Here is a 15,825-nt window from a genome sequence, read left to right as displayed (position 1 = left end):
CGGTCAGCCGATTCCGGGGATGAGGGAGAGGAGCAGGTCGATGATCTTGATGCCGATGAACGGGGCGATCAGGCCGCCGATGCCGTAGACACCGAGGTTGCGCCGCAGCATCCGGTCGGCGCTGACCGGCTTGTACCGCACGCCCTTCAGGGAGAGCGGCACCAGCGCGATGATGATCAGCGCGTTGAAGACGACGGCCGACAGGATCGCGGAGTCCGGCGAGGACAGCCGCATGATGTTCAGTGCGTCCAGACCCGGGTAGACCGCCGCGAACAGGGCGGGGATGATCGCGAAGTACTTCGCGACGTCGTTGGCGATGGAGAAGGTCGTCAACGCGCCCCGGGTGATGAGCAGTTGTTTGCCGATCTCGACGATCTCGATGAGCTTGGTCGGGTCGGAGTCGAGGTCGACCATGTTGCCGGCCTCCTTGGCGGCCGACGTACCGGTGTTCATCGCCACGCCGACGTCCGCCTGGGCGAGGGCGGGCGCGTCGTTGGTGCCGTCGCCGGTCATCGCGACCAGCTTGCCGCCGGCCTGTTCCCGCTTGATGAGGGCCATCTTGTCCTCGGGGGTGGCCTCGGCGAGGAAGTCGTCGACGCCCGCCTCGGCGGCGATCGCCTTGGCGGTCAGCGGGTTGTCACCCGTGATCATGACCGTTCTGATGCCCATGCGGCGCAGTTCGCCGAACCGTTCCCGCATGCCGTCCTTGACGACGTCCTTCAGGTGGATCACCCCGAGGACGCGGGCGCCCTCGCCGTCGTGGACGGCGACCAGGAGCGGGGTGCCGCCCGCCTCGGAGACACGGGCGGCGATGCCGCCGGCGTCCCCGGCGACCGTGCCGCCCTGCTCCTCGACCCAGGCGGCGACCGAGGCGACGGCACCCTTGCGGATCCGGCGGCCGTCGACGTCCACGCCCGACATGCGGGTCTGGGCGGTGAACTCGATCCACTCGGCGTGCGCCAACTCGCCCTGGTGGCGCTCGCGCAGTCCGTACCGCTCCTTCGCCAGGACGACGACGGAACGCCCCTCGGGCGTCTCGTCCGCGAGGGAGGACAACTGGGCCGCGTCGGCGACCTCCGCCTCGGTGGTGCCGCTCACCGGCACGAACTCGGCGGCCCGGCGATTGCCGAGGGTGATGGTGCCGGTCTTGTCCAGCAGCAGCGTGGAGACGTCACCGGCGGCCTCCACCGCACGGCCCGACATCGCGAGGACGTTGCGCTGGACGAGGCGGTCCATGCCCGCGATGCCGATCGCGGAGAGCAGCGCGCCGATGGTGGTCGGGATCAGGCAGACCAGCAGGGCCACCAGCACGACCAGGCTCAGGTGGGTGCCCGCGTAGTCGGCGAGCGGCGGCAGTGTGGCGCAGGCCAGCAGGAAGACGATGGTCAGCGAGGCCAGCAGGATGTTCAGCGCGACCTCGTTGGGCGTCTTCTGCCGGGCCGCGCCCTCGACGAGACCGATCATCCGGTCGATGAAGGTCTCGCCCGGTCTCGTCGTGATCCTGACGACGATCCGGTCGGAGAGGACCTTCGTGCCGCCGGTCACCGCGGAACGGTCGCCGCCGGACTCGCGGATCACGGGAGCGGACTCGCCGGTGATCGCCGACTCGTCCACCGAGGCGACGCCCTCGACGACATCGCCGTCACCGGGGACGACGTCACCGGCCTCGCAGACCACCAGGTCGCCGATCCGCAGCGCGGTGCCCGGCACCCGTTCCTCGGAGCCTTCCGTCAGCAGCCGGCGCGCGACGGTGTCGGTCTTGGCCCTGCGCAGGGTGTCGGCCTGGGCCTTGCCGCGGCCCTCGGCGACCGCCTCCGCCAGGTTGGCGAAGAGCACCGTCAGCCACAGCCAGGCGCTGATGGTCCAGCCGAACCAGTCCCCCGGGTGCTGGAAGGAGAAGACGGTGGTCAGCACGGAGCCGATCCACACCACGAACATCACGGGCGACTTGACCATCACCCGGGGGTCGAGCTTGCGGAGCGCCTCCGGCACGGACGTGAGCAGCTGCCCGGCGTCGAAGTGGCCCCCTCCGACACGTCCTTCGGGCCGGTCGTGTCCGGTCGGCGCGTCCCGGTGGGGTGCGAGGGTGGGAGTGGACATGGAGTCCTCGTGCTTCTCGGTGTCGGTGGTCATCACGCCAGTCCTTCGGCGAGCGGGCCCAGGGCGAGGGCCGGGAAGTACGTGAGACCGGTGATGATCAGGATCGCGCCGACCAGCAGACCGGCGAACAGGGGTTTCTCGGTGCGCAGGGTGCCCGCGGTGACCGGCACCGGCCGCTGCCCGGCGAGCGAGCCGGCCAGTGCCAGGACGAACACCATCGGCAGGAAGCGGCCCAGGAGCATCGCGAGCCCGGTCATGGTGTTGAACCAGTCGGTGTTGGCGTTCAGCCCGGCGAAGGCCGAACCGTTGTTGTTGGCGGCGGAGGTGAAGGCGTACAGCACCTCGGAGAACCCGTGCGCGCCGGAGTTGAGCATCGAGTGCGGCGGGGTCGGCAGCGCCATCGAGGCGGCCGTGAACACGAGCACCAGCGCCGGGGTGATCAGGATGTAGGCCGCCGCCAGCTTCATCTCCCGCGCGCCGATCTTCTTGCCCAGGTACTCGGGCGTACGGCCGACCATGAGGCCGGCGATGAACACCGCGATGACCGCCATGATCAGGATGCCGTAGAGGCCGGAGCCGGTGCCGCCGGGCGTGATCTCGCCGAGCATCATGCTCAGCATCGTGATACCGCCGCCGAGCCCGGTGAAGGAGGAGTGGAAGGAGTCCACCGCGCCGGTCGAGGTGAGCGTGGTCGCCACCGCGAAGATCGACGAGCCGCCGACGCCGAAGCGGACCTCCTTGCCCTCCATCGCCCCGCCCGCGGCCTGGAGCGCCGGGCCGTGGTGGGCGAACTCGGTCCACATCATCAGCGCGGTGAACCCGAGCCAGATCGCGCCCATGGTGGCGAGGATCGCGTAGCCCTGCCTCGCCGACCCGACCAGCACACCGAAGGTGCGGGTCAGGGAGAACGGGATCACCAGGATCAGGAAGACCTCGAACAGGTTGGTGAAGGCGGTGGGGTTCTCGAAGGGGTGGGCGGAGTTGGCGTTGAAGTAGCCGCCGCCGTTGGTGCCCAGCTCCTTGATGGCCTCCTGGGAGGCGACCGCGCCGCCGTTCCACTGCTGCGAGCCGCCCATGAACTGCCCGACCTCGTGGATGCCGGAGAAGTTCTGGATCACCCCGCAGGCCACGAGGACCACCGCGGCGACGGCGGCGACCGGCACCAGGATCCGCAGGGTGCCGCGCACCAGATCGGCCCAGAAGTTGCCGAGTTCACCGGTGCGCGACCGGGCGAACCCCCGGACGAGCGCCACGGCGACCGCCATGCCGACGGCGGCGGAGACGAAGTTCTGCACGGCCAGACCTGCGGTCTGCACGACGTGCCCCATGGTCTGCTCGCCGTAGTACGACTGCCAGTTGGTGTTGGTCACGAACGACACGGCCGTGTTGAACGACTGTGCCGGGTTCACCGAGGAGAAGCCCATCGAGCCGGGCAGTACGCCTTGGAGCCGCTGGAGCAGGTAGAGGAACAGGACGCCGACGGCCGAGAAGGCGAGGACCGCGCGCAGATACGCGGGCCAGGTCATCTCGGTGTCGGGATCGGCACCGATGGCCCTGTAGATCCCCTTCTCCATCCGCAGGTGCTTCGCGGAGGAGTAGACCCGGGCCATGTGGTCGCCGAAGGGGACGTGGACGAGCGCCAGCACGCCTATGAGGGCGAGCAGTTGGAGCACGCTCGCGGTTGCGGGGTTCATGGGGTGGCTCAGAACCTCTCCGGGAAGATCAGGGCGAGGACGAGGTATCCCAGCAGGGCGACGGCCACGACGAGGCCGACGACGTTCTCGGCGGTCACAGCTTGGTCACCCCCCGGGCGACGAGGGCCACCAGCGCGAAGGCCGCGAGCACGGTGACGACGAAGGCCAGATCGGCCATCGCGAGCTCCTGGAGTGAGGTTCTTGGATCGGACGGTTCGAGGAAACCTCCTCCACGGCCCGATCCGGTCGCCGTTGACGGCTCTCTTACGGCGCCGCTTCCGGCCTTGACGGGCCCCATACGGCGGCCGGCCCATGGCGATCCGGCCGCAGGTGCCCGTGGACCCGTAAACAGTAGCCATGTACATAGTAGCCATGTACTGTATGGAGCCATGAGCAGGGAAACCGAAGGGGCCACGCCGGGCTTCCTGGTGTGGCGGCTGTCGACGAAGTGGCGGGTCGCCGTGGACCGCGCGGTGGCGCCGCTGGGGCTGACGCACGCGCAGTACGCACTGGTGGCCTCGCTGTACGGCATGCAGCGCACCGGTGTGCGGCCCAGTCAGCGCCGGCTCGCCGACCACACCGGTCTGGAGGCGCTGTACGTCTCCAAACTGGCCCGCGGCCTGGAGACGGCCGGACTCCTCACCCGCGCCAAGGACCCCGCCGACCCGCGCGCCGTACAGCTCGCCCTCACCGAGCAGGGCCGGGAGGTCACCGGGAAGGCGATCGACGTCGTCCGGGGACTGCTGGGGCAGCTGCTGGCGCCGCTCGGCGGCCCGGACAGCCCGCGCGCCCGGCAGTTCACCCGCGACCTGACGACCCTGCTCGACACACCGCTCGACCCGTTCGGCACCACCGATCACGAGACGGAGCAGTCATGACCACCACCGCACCCCGCGTCGACGGCCGCGCCATCGGCCTCGCCCACTACGCCTCGCGCGCCGTCCTGGAGCACGTCCTCGCCCCGCACGGCGTCACCTTCCTCCAGTTCGTCACCCTCCGGCTCGCCTCCGTCACGGACGGGCCGGCCGGGGAGACGGCCCTGATCGACGGCGTCGCCGGCACCGTGAAGGTCGACGAGGCGGAGGTGCGGCGCGCGATCGGCGACCTTCACGGTGCCGGCCTGCTGACCTCCGAGGAGCCGTCCGGTGTGCGCCTCACGGAGGCCGGGCGGGAGCTGTACGCCACGGCCGCGGCCGAGACCACGGCGATCGCCGACCGCCTGTACGCGGGCATCCCCGAGGAGGACCGCTCGGTCGCCGGACGGGTGCTCGCCCTGGTGACCGAGCGGGCCGACGCGGAACTGGCCGCCCTGCGGAAGTAGTGGAATATTGAACAATCTCTTTCCGTTGTGGCCCTCGAAGGAGGTCACGAGTGGAGACGCAAGCGCAGACCACGTACTACGACCACGGCACGCCGGCGGAGCGCTGGGAGCGGGCGCGGCAGTTCTTCGACGCGAAGGACTACGCGGGCGCGGCGCGGGTGCTGGCCGGGCTGGTCGAGGAGGTGCCGGAGCAGACGGGGCCGCGGCTGCTGCTGGCCCGCTCCTACTACCACTCGGCCCAACTGCGGCGCGCCGAGACCGAGTTGCGGATCATCGTCGAGCGTGACCCGGTGGAGCACTACGCGCGGCTGATGCTGGGCCGCACGCTCCAGCGGCAGTCGCGGCACGAGGAGGCGGAGCGGCACCTGCGGGTCGCCTCGGCGCTCGCGGGTGACTTCCCGCAGGAGTGAGCCGCCCCGCGTCCGACGCCGGGTGGGTCGTACGCCCAGGGTCCGGTTCCCGACGGGGACCGGACCCTCGGCATGTCCGCCCGCGGGTCACAGGGGGGTCGCCGCGTGCAGGATACGGAAGAGGGCGACGGCGGAGTTCGCCGACGACATCGCGGACGCCAGCGCCCCCGCGGCGGCTCCCCAGGCGGCGAGACCGACCGGGGTGAAGGCCGACGGCCAGCTGCGGGCCACGGGGGCCGGGGCCAGCAGGGCCGCCACCCGGCGCGGCACGGGACCGGTCGCGGCCAGCGCGGGGAGGGTGGGGAGGGGGTGCCGGCGGACAGCAGCGCGGCCCGGCCGATGGCGCGGGCGACCGTCCGCCGGTCGCCGACCGCGCGGGCCGCCTCCTCGTCGGCCCACCGCTCGGCCGTGTAGAGGACGGCGGTGCGCAGGGGGCGCAGGAAGGGGTTGGCCCGGGCGGCCAGGTGTGCGGCGAGCAGGTGCCGCTGGTGGCGGCCGGCCAGGTGGGCGCGCTCATGGGCGAACAGGGAGCGCCGCTCGGCGGGGGCGAGCCCGGCCAGCAGGGCGGTGGTGACGACGATCCGGCCCCGGCGCCCGGGCAGGGCGTAGGCGTACGGCGTGGCGTCGGGCAGCACCGCCACGGTACGGCCCGGCAGCGCGGCCAGGGCCCGCCGGGCACCCCGGGTGACCCGCCGGTGCCGCCACAGGGTGCGGACGCAGACGGCCGCGACCAGGGCGAGCGCGGGGATGGCGGCTCGGCCGGCCACCTCGTCGTAGGGGACGGCGGCCCGCACCCGGGAGTCGGACCAGCCGTCCGGGAGGGGGTTGCCGGGGAGTTGGGCGGTGCCGACCACCATGAGCAGGGCCAGGCACAGGGTGCTGCACACGGCCATGACGACGGCGACGGCCGTCAGCAGCCGGGTCGCGGTGCGCGGGTGCAGCCCCGTCTCGGCGAGCCGGGCGACCGGCCAGGCGGACAGCGGCAGGACCAGTGGCAGGAAGACGAAGACTCCCACGGCCGGTCAGTCCCCCGTACCGCCGGCGTCGGTGCCCGGAAGGTCGAGCAGCGCCCTGAGCACTTGCTCGTCACCGGGCGGAAGGGTGGTGACGAAGCTGGCCAGGACGGCCTCGCGGTCCCGTTCGCCGTCCAGCAGCCGGCGCATGCGCAGGGCGGCGAGCCGGGCCACGTCGGCGGTCGGCGTCCAGACGAAGGAACGGCCCCGCCGTTCGCGGGAGACGACGTCCTTGGCGAGCAGCCGGGTGAGGATCGTGACGACGGTGGTGGGGGCGAGGTCGCCGCCCAGACGCCGGCGCACCCAGGCGGCGGTGACCGGTCCGTCCGCCTCGCGCAGCGCGCCGAGGACCTGGCCCTCCAACTCCCCCTGGCCGCGCCGGACCCGGCCGTCCTCCCGCGCCATCTCCCCGTCTCCCCTTCCCCACGGCCCGGATCGCCCGCCGGCACCCGGATCGCGCCCCGCCCGACATCTCCGCGTCGGCGTGGCGCCCACGCTACTTCACGCCGCCGACACCTTCGCGGCCACGGCGCCGGTACGCGATCTCACCGAGGGCGACGTCCACGGCGAGGAAGACGGCCAGCGGTATGCCGAGCAGCGGCACGAACCAGCCCAGTACGGCGACGGCGGCGAGCGCCGGGACGAGGATGTACGGCGGCACCTCGGCCCAGGCGCCGCGCGGCACGGGCCGGCCGAAGGAGGAGCCCCGGCCGCGCTGCCACCACATGCGGTAGCCCCACACGACGAGCAGGATCAGGGCGACGGCGAGCAGGGCGAGCGCGATCTGGTTGACGAGCCCGAAGAGCACGCCGGTGTGCAGGTCGATCCCCCATCGGGTGAGCTTGGCGAGGACGGGGTAGTCGGCGAACCGCAGTTCGTCGGTGACCCGGCCGGTGGCGGGGTCGACGGCGACCGCGTCCTGCGCGGTCGGCCAGCTCCGCTGGATCTGCCGGACGACGTAGGCGCTGTCCGCGTCCGCCGGCGGCACGATCTCCACGGGGTCGTCGAGGCCCTTCGCGCGTGCCGCCGCGAGCACCCGGTCCAGGCCCACGCCGTGCCCGGCGCCGCCGGTGGTGCCCGCCCCCGTGCCGTGGCCCGTGTGCTCGCCGCCCGCCGTGGCCGAGAGGGACGGGGTGGCCTGGCGCAGGGAGGTGCGCAGCTCGTCGATGTGGGCGCCCGCATAGGTGGACCAGGTCAGTCCGGTCGCGGACAGGAACAGGAACCCGGCGGCGGTCCAGACGCCGACGGTGCCGTGCAGGCCGAGGGTGCGCCGGCGCCCGCCCGTGCCGCGCACCTTGCGCAGGGCGCGCCGCCGGGAGAACCAGAGCACCAGCCCGCCGGCCGTGACCACCCACAGCCAGCTGGCGGCCAGTTCGCTGTAGAGCCGGCCGGTCTCGCCCAGGTGCAGGTTGGCGTGCAGCTGGTCGATCCAGGTGCGCAGGGGCAGCGCGCCCGTCGAGCCGTACTGTTCGAGCGCGCCGCGTACCTTGCCGGTGTACGGGTCGACGAACACGGCGAGGGTGCGGTCCGGGTCGACGCCCTTGACGCCGGAGAGCAGCACGCGGGTGGTGGCGCCGGGTTGGGCGGACGGGCGCACGGCGGAGACGGTGCCCTCCGGGTGGTTCTCGCGGGCGGCGGCCACCTGGGCGGAGACGGGCAGTTCGCGCTCCCCGACGGCGACGGTCGTCTCGTGGCCGTACAGGAGCTTCTCGGCCTGGAAGGAGCCGGCGTAGAGCAGGCCGGTGACGGCGGCGAGCAGCAGGAAGGGGGCGACCAGCACGCCGGCGTAGAAGTGCAGGCGCAGGACGAGGGGTCGCAGGGGCGCCCAGTGGCCGCGGGCGGCGGAGCGGGCCGCCTCCGCCGGGGCGCTCGGAGGAGCGGTGGTCATCGGGGTTCTCCGGGGGCTCGGTGCTCAAGCGGGGGCGGTCCAGTAGTCGGACCGCGAAGGGGCGGAGTTCCCCGGGGTGTTGGTGACGTATGACACAGACGGCGGTGCGGGCATGGCATCCTGACGCGATGGCACCTCCCCCCGAGCACGCACCGCTCGCCGAGCGCGTCGAGGAACTCCTCGCGGCCGGCGGCCCCCTGCCCATCGTCGCGGCCGGACAGCCGGTGCTGCGGCGCGGCACCGAGCCGTACGAGGGCCAGCTGGGCCCGGCCCTGCTGGCCCGCTTCGTCGAGGCGCTGCGCGAGACCATGCACGCGGCCCCCGGTGTGGGCCTCGCCGCGCCCCAGGTCGGGGTGGAGTTGCGGATCGCGGTCATCGAGGACCCGGCACCGGTGCCCGAGGAGATCGCGGTGGCCCGCGGCCGCGTCCCGCAGCCCTTCCGGGTGCTGGTCAACCCGGTGTACGAGCCGGCCGGCAGCGCCCGCGCCGCGTTCTTCGAGGGCTGCCTGAGCGTGCCGGGCTGGCAGGCGGTGGTCGCCCGGCACGCCGAGGTGCGGCTGCGTGCCGAGGACGAGCGGGGCCGCGCGCTGGACGAGGTGTTCGGCGGCTGGCCGGCACGCATCGTCCAGCACGAGACGGACCACCTGGACGGCGTCCTCTACCTGGACCGGGCCGAGCCGCGCTCCTTGTCCACGAACGCGGCGGTGACGGCCCTGTGGTCGCAGCCGACCCCGCGTACGGCGGCCGGGGCCCTGGGCTTCGAGCTACCCTGACGAGGGGTCAGCTGTCGCGGTAGGCCTCCAGCAGCCGCAGCCAGACCTCGCTGAGCGTCGGGTACGAGGCGACCGCGTGCCACAGGCGGCCGACCGGGACCTGGCCGACGACGGCGACGGTGGCCGAGTGGATGAGTTCGCCGACGCCGGGGCCGACGAAGGTGACACCGCGCAGGATCTCCTCCTCCAGGTCGACGACCATACGGGCGCGGCCCTTGTAGCCGTCGCCGTACAGGCCCGCGCCGGCCACGGAGGAGAACTCCACGTCCACGGCGCGGACGCGGTGGCCGGCCTGTTCCGCCTCGGCGAGGGAGAGACCGACCGCCGCGGCCTCGGGGTCGGTGAAGACGACCTGGGGTACGGCGCCGTGGTCGGCGGTGGCCGCGTGCGCGCCCCACGGCTCGTCCAGCAGGGGACCGCCGGCGGCGCGGGCGGCGATCGCGGCTCCCGCGATGCGGGCCTGGTACTTGCCCTGGTGGGTCAGCAGGGCGCGGTGGTTGACGTCGCCGACCGCGTACAGCCAGTCGGTGCCGGTGACGAGCAGACTGTCGTCGGTCTCCAGCCAGGAGCCCGGCTCCAGGCCGACGCTCTCCAGGCCGAGATCGTCGGTGTGCGGGGCGCGGCCGGTGGCGAAGAGGATCTCGTCGGCCTCGATACGGTCGCCGGTGCCGGTCACGGCCACGACCGTGCCGTTCACGCGGCTGACGGACTCCACGGAGGTGCCGGTGCGGACGTCGACGCCCGCCTCGGTGAGGGCCTCGGCGACCAGTTCCCCGGCGAACGGCTCCATCCGGTTCAGCAGGCCCTTGCCGCGCACCAGCAGCGTCACCCGCGAGCCGAGGGCCTGCCAGGCGGTGGCCATCTCGGTGGCGACGACACCGCCGCCGACGACGATCAGCCGCCCCGGTGCGGCCTTGGCGCTGGTCGCCTCGCGGCTGGTCCAGGGCCGCACGTCGGCGAGGCCGGGCAGGTCGGGCAGTTGGACCCGGGTGCCGGTGGAGACGGCGACGGCGTGCCGGGCGGTGAGGGTGGTGACCGTGCCGTCGGGGGCGGTCACGGCGACCGTGCGGGGCCCGGCGAGCCGGCCCTGGCCGCGGTAGAGGTCGGTGCCGGTGCCGTCGAGCCAGGCGACCTGGCCGTCGTCCTTCCAGTGGGAGGTGAACTCGTCGCGGCGGGCGAGCACGGCCGGGGTGCCCAGGGACCCCTGGACCGCCTCGGCCAGGCCGGGCAGCCGGCGGGCGTCGGACTGGGCGATGACCGGCCTGAGCAGGGCCTTGCTGGGCATGCAGGCCCAGTACGAGCACTCGCCGCCGACCAGTTCGCTCTCCACGAGCGCGGTGGTGAGACCGGCCGCCCGGGTGCGGTCGGCGACGTTCTCCCCCACGGGTCCGCCCCCGATCACCACGACGTCGTACGCGATGGATTCCGTTTCCGTCATGGGGCCAGTCTGGTGGGTGGTGTGCGCCGAGGCCACATGGGTACGCGCGCGGAACACAGGCATGCACGTGTGGAATAGGCGGCCCGGCGGCCGTGTTTCCGCCGTCGGCACACCGCACACCAGGAAGAGGGACACACGCCATGAGCAGCACCGTGGAGCTGACCAAGGAGAACTTCGACCAGACGGTCACCGAGAACGACTTCGTTCTCATCGACTTCTGGGCGTCCTGGTGCGGCCCGTGCCGCCAGTTCGCGCCCGTGTACGACAAGGCCGCCGAGGAGAACTCGGACCTGGTCTTCGGCAAGGTGGACACCGAGGCCCAGCCGGAGCTGGCCCAGGCGTTCGGCATCCAGTCGATCCCGACGCTGATGATCGTCCGGGACAAGGTCGCGATCTTCGCCCAGCCGGGCGCCCTGCCGGAGGCCGCTCTCGCGGACGTCATCGAGCAGGCCCGCAAGCTCGACATGGACGAGGTCCGCAAGAGCATCGCCGAGCAGGAGGGCGGCGCCGCCGAGTAGGCACGCGCCGTTCGTCACCGCTTGGCGGTCGTCCGGCGTGCCGCCGCCGGCGGGTCCCGGGTCAGCTGGACTCGCGCCGGACGACCGAGGCACCCAGCACCCGGTGCACCTCCGGTTCGCCGCCGGGGTCGCGTACGGCGCGGTCGACCAGTTCGGCGAGGTCGCGGCCGGAGGGCAGTTCGATGTGGACGGTGCTGAGGCGGGGCCGCAGCAGCCGGCCGAGCATCAGGTCGTCGGCGCCGATCACGGCGAGCTCCTGCGGAATGCGCACGCCCTCGTCCTGGAGCGCGCGCATCAGCAGCATCGCGTACTCGTCGTTGTAGGCGAACAGCGCGTCGAGCCCCGACTCCCGCCCTGGCACGGCGAGTCGGGCGGCCAGCCGGGCGGCCGCCTCCTCGGTGTAGGCGAGCGGCAGCTCGGTCACCGTCGCGTCCGTGCCCTTCAGTGCCTGGCGCACGCCCGCGAGCCGGGGCCGTGAGTAGGCCTCAAGGCCCGCCTCCTCGGGTACGACGACACCGATCCGGCGCCGGCCCCCTTCGTACAGGTGGGCGCCCGCGCACTGGCCGACGGCCTCGTGGTCCATGAGCAGCGCGTGGGCGCCCTCGACCCGGTCGGGGCCGAGGGTGACGACGGCCCGGGCGCCGGACCGTTTGAGGACGTGGACGCCCTGCGGGCCCAGCCCCGCACCCGGAACGAGCACGGCGACCGGCCTCAACTCGGCCCAGGCGCGGGCCGCTTCGTCCCCCTGGAGGCCGACGCTGCCGTACTGCACGACCGTGTAGTCGAGGCGGCCCAGCGCCCACTGGAGTTCGTTGAGGAACCCGCTGTAGAGCGGGCCCACCGGGATCGCCGGGGCGGGCATGAGGACCATACGGCTGTGTCCGGCGCGCAGGCTGCGGGCGGCGGCGTGGGGGACGTACCCGAGTTCCCGGGCGGCCTCGCGGACGCGCCGGCGCGTCGGCTCGCTGATGCGTACGGCGCTGGTGTTGTTGAGGACGTAGGACACGGTCGCGCGCGAGACGCCGGCCAGGCGGGCCACGTCGGCGCTCGTGGGCGTGTTCGGTATCTGCACCATGACAGAGCGCATCTTGGCAGAGGCGCGGCGGCGGGGCGCAGCCGGGGGAACGTGGTTCACCGTTGGACGAAATCGGGTCGAACGTACATTCCTCCGAACATGTTCGTCACGAACTTGTTCGTCACGAACTTGTTCGCAACGAACATGTTCGTTAACCTCCAGGCATGACCGCTGCTCCCCGTTCCCGCCGCGAACGTCCCGCCAAGGCCGCCCTGAGCAGGGAGGGCATCGTCGCCGCCGCCGTCGCGATCCTGCGCGCCGAAGGCCTGCGCAAGGTCACCATGCGGCGGCTGGCGCGGGAACTCGACACCGGACCGGCCTCGCTGTACGTCTACGTCCGCAACACGGACGAGCTGCACGCGGCGGTGCTGGACGAGCTCCTCGGCACGATCGGCCCCGCGCCGGCCGAGGGCGACTGGCGGGAGCGGCTGGAGAAGGTGCTGACCGGCTGCACCGCGATGCTCCTGGAGCACCCGAGCCTCGCCCGCTCGGCCCTGACCGCCCGCCCCAGCGGGCCGCACTACCTGCGTCTTGTCGAGACCCTGCTGGAACTGCTCCTATCGGGCGGTGTGCCCCGCGAGCAGGCGGCCTGGGGGGTCGATCTGCTGCTCCAGCACGCGATGGCGACGGCCGCGGAGCACGCCGGCGAGGAGTCCCCGGACGAGTGGCAGCCGGTGATCCGGGCTCTGCGCGAGGCGCCCGCGGACACCCATCCGCACATCGCCGCCTCCGCCGACGCGCTGCTGTCCGGCACCCCCGAGGCCCGCCTCTCCTGGGCCTTCCGGACCCTGATCCACGGCATCGAACGGACCGCCGTACCCGACTGACGACGACACCGGGAGGACCGCCGTACCCGACCGACCACGGCACCGCCCGGATCACCCCGCCTCGCCGGGCACCACTTCCGGCGGACCGCCGTGGCCCGACCGGCCACCGCATCGAACGGACCGTCGCACCCCGCCGATCACCACCTCCGGCGGACCGCCGTGCCCGACCGACCGGCCAGGAGGCCACCATGACCACCGCCCCCTCCCGCCCGCACCACCCCGTCGCCGTCGTCGGCGCCGGGCTCGGCGGGCTCACCCTCGCCCGGGTGCTGCACGTGCACGGCATCGAGGCCGCCGTCTTCGACCTGGACGCCTCGGCGGCTGCCCGCATCCAGGGCGGCATGCTGGACATCCACGACGACTCCGGGCAGCCGGCCCTGCGTGCCGCCGGGCTGTACGACGAGTTCCTGGCCCGTGTCCATGCGGGCGGCCAGGCCATGCGGGTCCTCGACCGGCACGGCACCGTCCGGCTGGCGGAGACCGACGACGGCACCGGCGGCCGCCCCGAGATCGACCGCGGTGAGCTGCGGGACCTGCTGCTCGACTCCCTCCCGGAGGGGACGGTCCGCTGGGGCGCCAAGGTGACCGGGGCGCGTCCGCTGGGCGGCGGCCGGCACGAGGTGACGCTCGCCGACGGCTCCGCCTTCACCACGGACGTGCTGGTCGGCGCGGACGGCGCCTGGTCACGCGTGCGGCCGCTGCTGTCCGCGGCCGTGCCCGCCTACACAGGCGTGTCGTTCGTCGAGGCGGACCTCTGGGACGCCGATCTGCGCCACCCGGTGAGCGCGCAGCTGGTCGGCGGCGGGATGCTGTTCGCGCTCGGCACGGGCCGCGGCTTCCTCGCCCATCGCGAGACGGACGGCAGCCTGCACGTGTACGCGGCCGTCGTGGCGCCCGAGGACTGGCTGGACGGCATCGACTTCACGGACGCCGAGGCGGCGAGGTCGGCGGTGCTGAAGGAGTTCGACGGCTGGGCGGAGAACCTGCGGGCGCTGGTCGGGGACGCGGACGGCACGCTGGTCCCGCGGCGGATGTTCGCCCTGCCGGTCGGGCACCGCTGGGACCGGGTCCCGGGGGTCACGCTGCTCGGCGACGCCGCCCACCTGATGTCGCCGTTCGCCGGCGAGGGCGCCAACCTGGCGCTGGCCGACGGTGCGGACCTCGGCCTGGCGCTGGCCGCGCACCCGGGGGACACCGAGGCCGCGCTGGCCGCCTACGAGGCCGCGATGTTCCCGCGGGCCGAGGCCTCGGCGGCGGACTCGGCGCACAGCGGAGAGCTGATGTTCCGGGCCGACGCGCCGCAGGGGCTGCTCGACATGTTCGCCGGGCGGCCGGAGTAGGCGGAGTAGGCGAACTGGGCGGACCGGACGGGTCTCCTCCGGGTCGGGGCCGGCCCGGACGACGGTCCCTAGCGGGGCGGTTCGGTGCGGGTCACCCGGGCGACCAGGTCGACCCAGCCGGTCTCCAGCCGCTCCATGGGCATACCGCACTGCCGTGTCAGATGGTGGACGAGTGCGGGGTCGAGCCAGGCCATGAGGGTGTGGGCCAGCAGCTCGCAGTCGTCGTCCGGCACGATCTGCCGGAGCAGCACCATGACGTGGCCGCGCAGCGCTCCGGAGGCGGGGTGGGAGTAGCGGCGGCACGGCTCCGGCTGGGCGGCCAGCTGGAGGTCGAGCTGCTCCGCCGAGCGGTACAGCACCGCCACGCCGAACGCCCGCAGCCGCTCCAGGGGCGAGGCTCCGGGGCCCAGCGGCGGCGGCCCGCTCATGAAGTCGGCCTGCAGCCGCGCGGCCGAGTGGTCGAGCAGGGCCGTCAGCAGTCCGGTGCGGTCGCCGAAGCGGCGGAAGACCGTGCCCTTGCCGACCTGGGCCGCGGTGGCCACCGCCTCCATGGTGACCCCGGCGACCCCCTGCTCGGCGATGAGCCGGGCGGCGGCCTCCAGGAGCCGGGCGCGGTTGCGGGCCGCGTCCGCGCGCAGGTTCGTCTCCTCGGGCGCAGCCGGACCGACGTCCAGCAGCCGGGGCGCGTCGAGGGGCTCCTGGGGCTGGGGGCAGGGCGGCAGAGGGCTGGACATGACGACAGCGTAAAGCATGGGGAAGAAAACTGGACCGTGGTCCGTTTAGGGTGGTAGAAAATTAACCGGACCACGGTCCGGATTGTGACGGCACTGTTTCAGCCCCTTGGAGTCCCCATGTCTGTTCGCATCCTCGCGCTCGTCGGCAGCCTTCGCGCCGGTTCCCACAACCGCCAGCTCGCCGAGGCGGCCGTGAAGCTCGCGCCCCAGGGCGCCGAGGTCGAGCTCTTCGAGGGCCTGGCGGACGTCCCCTTCTACAACGAGGACATCGACGTAGAGGGCAGCGTCCCGGCCGCCGCCGTGAAGCTGCGCCAGGCCGCGCAGGCCTCGGACGCCTTCCTGCTCTTCTCCCCGGAGTACAACGGCACCATCCCGGCCGTCCTGAAGAACGCCATCGACTGGCTGTCCCGCCCCTACGGCGCCGGCGCCTTCGGCGGCAAGCCCGTCGCCGTGATCGGCACCGCCTTCGGCCAGTACGGCGGCGTGTGGGCGCAGGACGACACCCGCAAGGCCGTGGGCATCGCCGGCGGCAAGGTCGTCGAGGACATCAAGCTGTCCATCCCGGGCTCCGTCACCCGCTTCGCCGAGACCCACCCGGTCGACGACGCCGAGGTCGCCGCGCAGCTGACCGAGGTGGTGGCGCGTCTGCACGGCAACGTGGGCGAGGTCGCGGCCGCCTGAGCCGTACGTTCCC

17 protein-coding genes and 1 pseudogene are annotated in these 15,825 nt (G+C 73.2%); 8 read left to right on the top strand and 10 right to left on the bottom strand.

The genetic code is table 11. The annotated features are described in order from the left end of the window. Nucleotides 1–3 precede the first annotated feature (3 nt). From kdpB to N8I86_RS32595, 4 genes are read right to left on the bottom strand one after another with little or no spacing between them, the layout of a single operon-like run. Nucleotides 4–2,133, bottom strand: a complete 2,130-nt coding sequence (gene kdpB, locus N8I86_RS32610; protein ID WP_263279392.1) for a potassium-transporting ATPase subunit KdpB — start codon at nucleotides 2,131–2,133, stop codon at nucleotides 4–6. After that, nucleotides 2,133–3,794, bottom strand: coding sequence for a potassium-transporting ATPase subunit KdpA (gene kdpA / locus N8I86_RS32605; RefSeq protein ID WP_263279391.1), 1,662 nt, complete (start codon nucleotides 3,792–3,794; stop codon nucleotides 2,133–2,135). The genes kdpB and kdpA overlap by 1 nt, the downstream gene beginning before the upstream one ends. Nucleotides 3,795–3,802: 8 nt before the next feature. Beyond that, the gene (kdpF, locus tag N8I86_RS32600) at nucleotides 3,803–3,892 is read right to left on the bottom strand and encodes a K(+)-transporting ATPase subunit F (RefSeq protein WP_009326374.1); all 90 of its coding nucleotides are present in this window, start codon (nucleotides 3,890–3,892) and stop codon (nucleotides 3,803–3,805) included. Continuing rightward, nucleotides 3,889–4,092 carry a hypothetical protein gene (locus tag N8I86_RS32595; protein ID WP_263279390.1) on the bottom strand — a complete coding sequence of 68 codons (204 nt, stop codon included), beginning with the start codon at nucleotides 4,090–4,092 and terminating at the stop codon, nucleotides 3,889–3,891. Before N8I86_RS32595 ends, kdpF begins: the two co-directional genes overlap by 4 nt. Before the next feature lie 91 nt (nucleotides 4,093–4,183). On the opposite strand from N8I86_RS32595, the gene N8I86_RS32590 reads away from it, so the two are divergent. From N8I86_RS32590 to N8I86_RS32580, 3 genes are read left to right on the top strand one after another with little or no spacing between them, the layout of a single operon-like run. Further along, nucleotides 4,184–4,672 (top strand): MarR family winged helix-turn-helix transcriptional regulator, encoded by a 489-nt coding sequence (locus N8I86_RS32590; protein WP_263279389.1) that lies wholly within the window; start codon nucleotides 4,184–4,186, stop codon nucleotides 4,670–4,672. Continuing rightward, complete coding sequence (locus N8I86_RS32585; protein ID WP_263279388.1) at nucleotides 4,669–5,115, top strand: helix-turn-helix domain-containing protein; 447 nt, start codon at nucleotides 4,669–4,671, stop codon at nucleotides 5,113–5,115. Before N8I86_RS32590 ends, N8I86_RS32585 begins: the two co-directional genes overlap by 4 nt. Nucleotides 5,116–5,165: 50 nt before the next feature. Beyond that, nucleotides 5,166–5,525, top strand: coding sequence for a tetratricopeptide repeat protein (locus N8I86_RS32580; RefSeq protein ID WP_123440520.1), 360 nt, complete (start codon nucleotides 5,166–5,168; stop codon nucleotides 5,523–5,525). An 87-nt stretch (nucleotides 5,526–5,612) separates the two neighbouring features. Here the strand turns inward: N8I86_RS32580 and N8I86_RS32575 are convergent. The 3 genes and pseudogenes from N8I86_RS32575 to N8I86_RS32565 all read right to left on the bottom strand — a co-directional run bounded on the left by N8I86_RS32575 (nucleotide 5,613) and on the right by N8I86_RS32565 (nucleotide 8,426). After that, nucleotides 5,613–6,541 (bottom strand): annotated as a pseudogene (locus N8I86_RS32575) (M56 family metallopeptidase). 6 nt (nucleotides 6,542–6,547) lie between these two features. Next, nucleotides 6,548–6,943 (bottom strand): BlaI/MecI/CopY family transcriptional regulator, encoded by a 396-nt coding sequence (locus tag N8I86_RS32570; protein ID WP_073891110.1) that lies wholly within the window; start codon nucleotides 6,941–6,943, stop codon nucleotides 6,548–6,550. A gap of 91 nt (nucleotides 6,944–7,034) precedes the next feature. Next, a complete protein-coding gene (locus N8I86_RS32565; RefSeq protein ID WP_263279387.1) occupies nucleotides 7,035–8,426 on the bottom strand; it encodes a PepSY-associated TM helix domain-containing protein in 1,392 nt (463 codons plus the stop codon). Between the two features lie 128 nt (nucleotides 8,427–8,554). Between N8I86_RS32565 and N8I86_RS32560 the strand changes: the two genes are divergently transcribed. Beyond that, nucleotides 8,555–9,199, top strand: coding sequence for a peptide deformylase (locus tag N8I86_RS32560; protein ID WP_073891113.1), 645 nt, complete (start codon nucleotides 8,555–8,557; stop codon nucleotides 9,197–9,199). A gap of 7 nt (nucleotides 9,200–9,206) precedes the next feature. Here N8I86_RS32560 and N8I86_RS32555 read toward each other — a convergent pair whose 3' ends face one another. Further along, on the bottom strand, nucleotides 9,207–10,637 hold the full coding sequence (locus N8I86_RS32555; RefSeq protein ID WP_263279386.1) for a dihydrolipoyl dehydrogenase family protein: 1,431 nt from the start codon (nucleotides 10,635–10,637) through the stop codon (nucleotides 9,207–9,209). 140 nt (nucleotides 10,638–10,777) lie between these two features. On the opposite strand from N8I86_RS32555, the gene trxA reads away from it, so the two are divergent. Continuing rightward, nucleotides 10,778–11,155, top strand: a complete 378-nt coding sequence (gene trxA, locus N8I86_RS32550; RefSeq protein WP_073891116.1) for a thioredoxin — start codon at nucleotides 10,778–10,780, stop codon at nucleotides 11,153–11,155. A 61-nt stretch (nucleotides 11,156–11,216) separates the two neighbouring features. Here trxA and N8I86_RS32545 read toward each other — a convergent pair whose 3' ends face one another. Further along, nucleotides 11,217–12,230 (bottom strand): LacI family DNA-binding transcriptional regulator, encoded by a 1,014-nt coding sequence (locus N8I86_RS32545; protein WP_385326210.1) that lies wholly within the window; start codon nucleotides 12,228–12,230, stop codon nucleotides 11,217–11,219. 164 nt (nucleotides 12,231–12,394) lie between these two features. On the opposite strand from N8I86_RS32545, the gene N8I86_RS32540 reads away from it, so the two are divergent. Together N8I86_RS32540 and N8I86_RS32535 are read left to right on the top strand one after the other, a co-directional pair. After that, nucleotides 12,395–13,057 (top strand): TetR/AcrR family transcriptional regulator, encoded by a 663-nt coding sequence (locus tag N8I86_RS32540; protein WP_263279384.1) that lies wholly within the window; start codon nucleotides 12,395–12,397, stop codon nucleotides 13,055–13,057. A gap of 188 nt (nucleotides 13,058–13,245) precedes the next feature. Continuing rightward, a complete protein-coding gene (locus tag N8I86_RS32535; RefSeq protein ID WP_263279383.1) occupies nucleotides 13,246–14,397 on the top strand; it encodes an FAD-dependent oxidoreductase in 1,152 nt (383 codons plus the stop codon). Nucleotides 14,398–14,465: 68 nt separating this feature from the next. On the opposite strand, the gene N8I86_RS32530 is transcribed toward N8I86_RS32535, so the two are convergent. Next, nucleotides 14,466–15,149, bottom strand: a complete 684-nt coding sequence (locus N8I86_RS32530) for a TetR/AcrR family transcriptional regulator (protein ID WP_185091666.1) — start codon at nucleotides 15,147–15,149, stop codon at nucleotides 14,466–14,468. 99 nt (nucleotides 15,150–15,248) lie between these two features. Here N8I86_RS32530 and N8I86_RS32525 point away from each other — a divergent pair, with 99 nt between their 5' ends. Next, nucleotides 15,249–15,812 carry an NAD(P)H-dependent oxidoreductase gene (locus tag N8I86_RS32525; RefSeq protein WP_073891122.1) on the top strand — a complete coding sequence of 188 codons (564 nt, stop codon included), beginning with the start codon at nucleotides 15,249–15,251 and terminating at the stop codon, nucleotides 15,810–15,812. The last annotated feature ends 13 nt before the right edge of the window (nucleotides 15,813–15,825 follow it).

Source organism: Streptomyces albidicamelliae (genome assembly GCF_025642175.1).
Lineage (GTDB): Bacteria > Actinomycetota > Actinomycetes > Streptomycetales > Streptomycetaceae > Streptomyces > Streptomyces albidocamelliae.
This window is presented reverse-complemented; position numbering and strand designations above follow the sequence as displayed.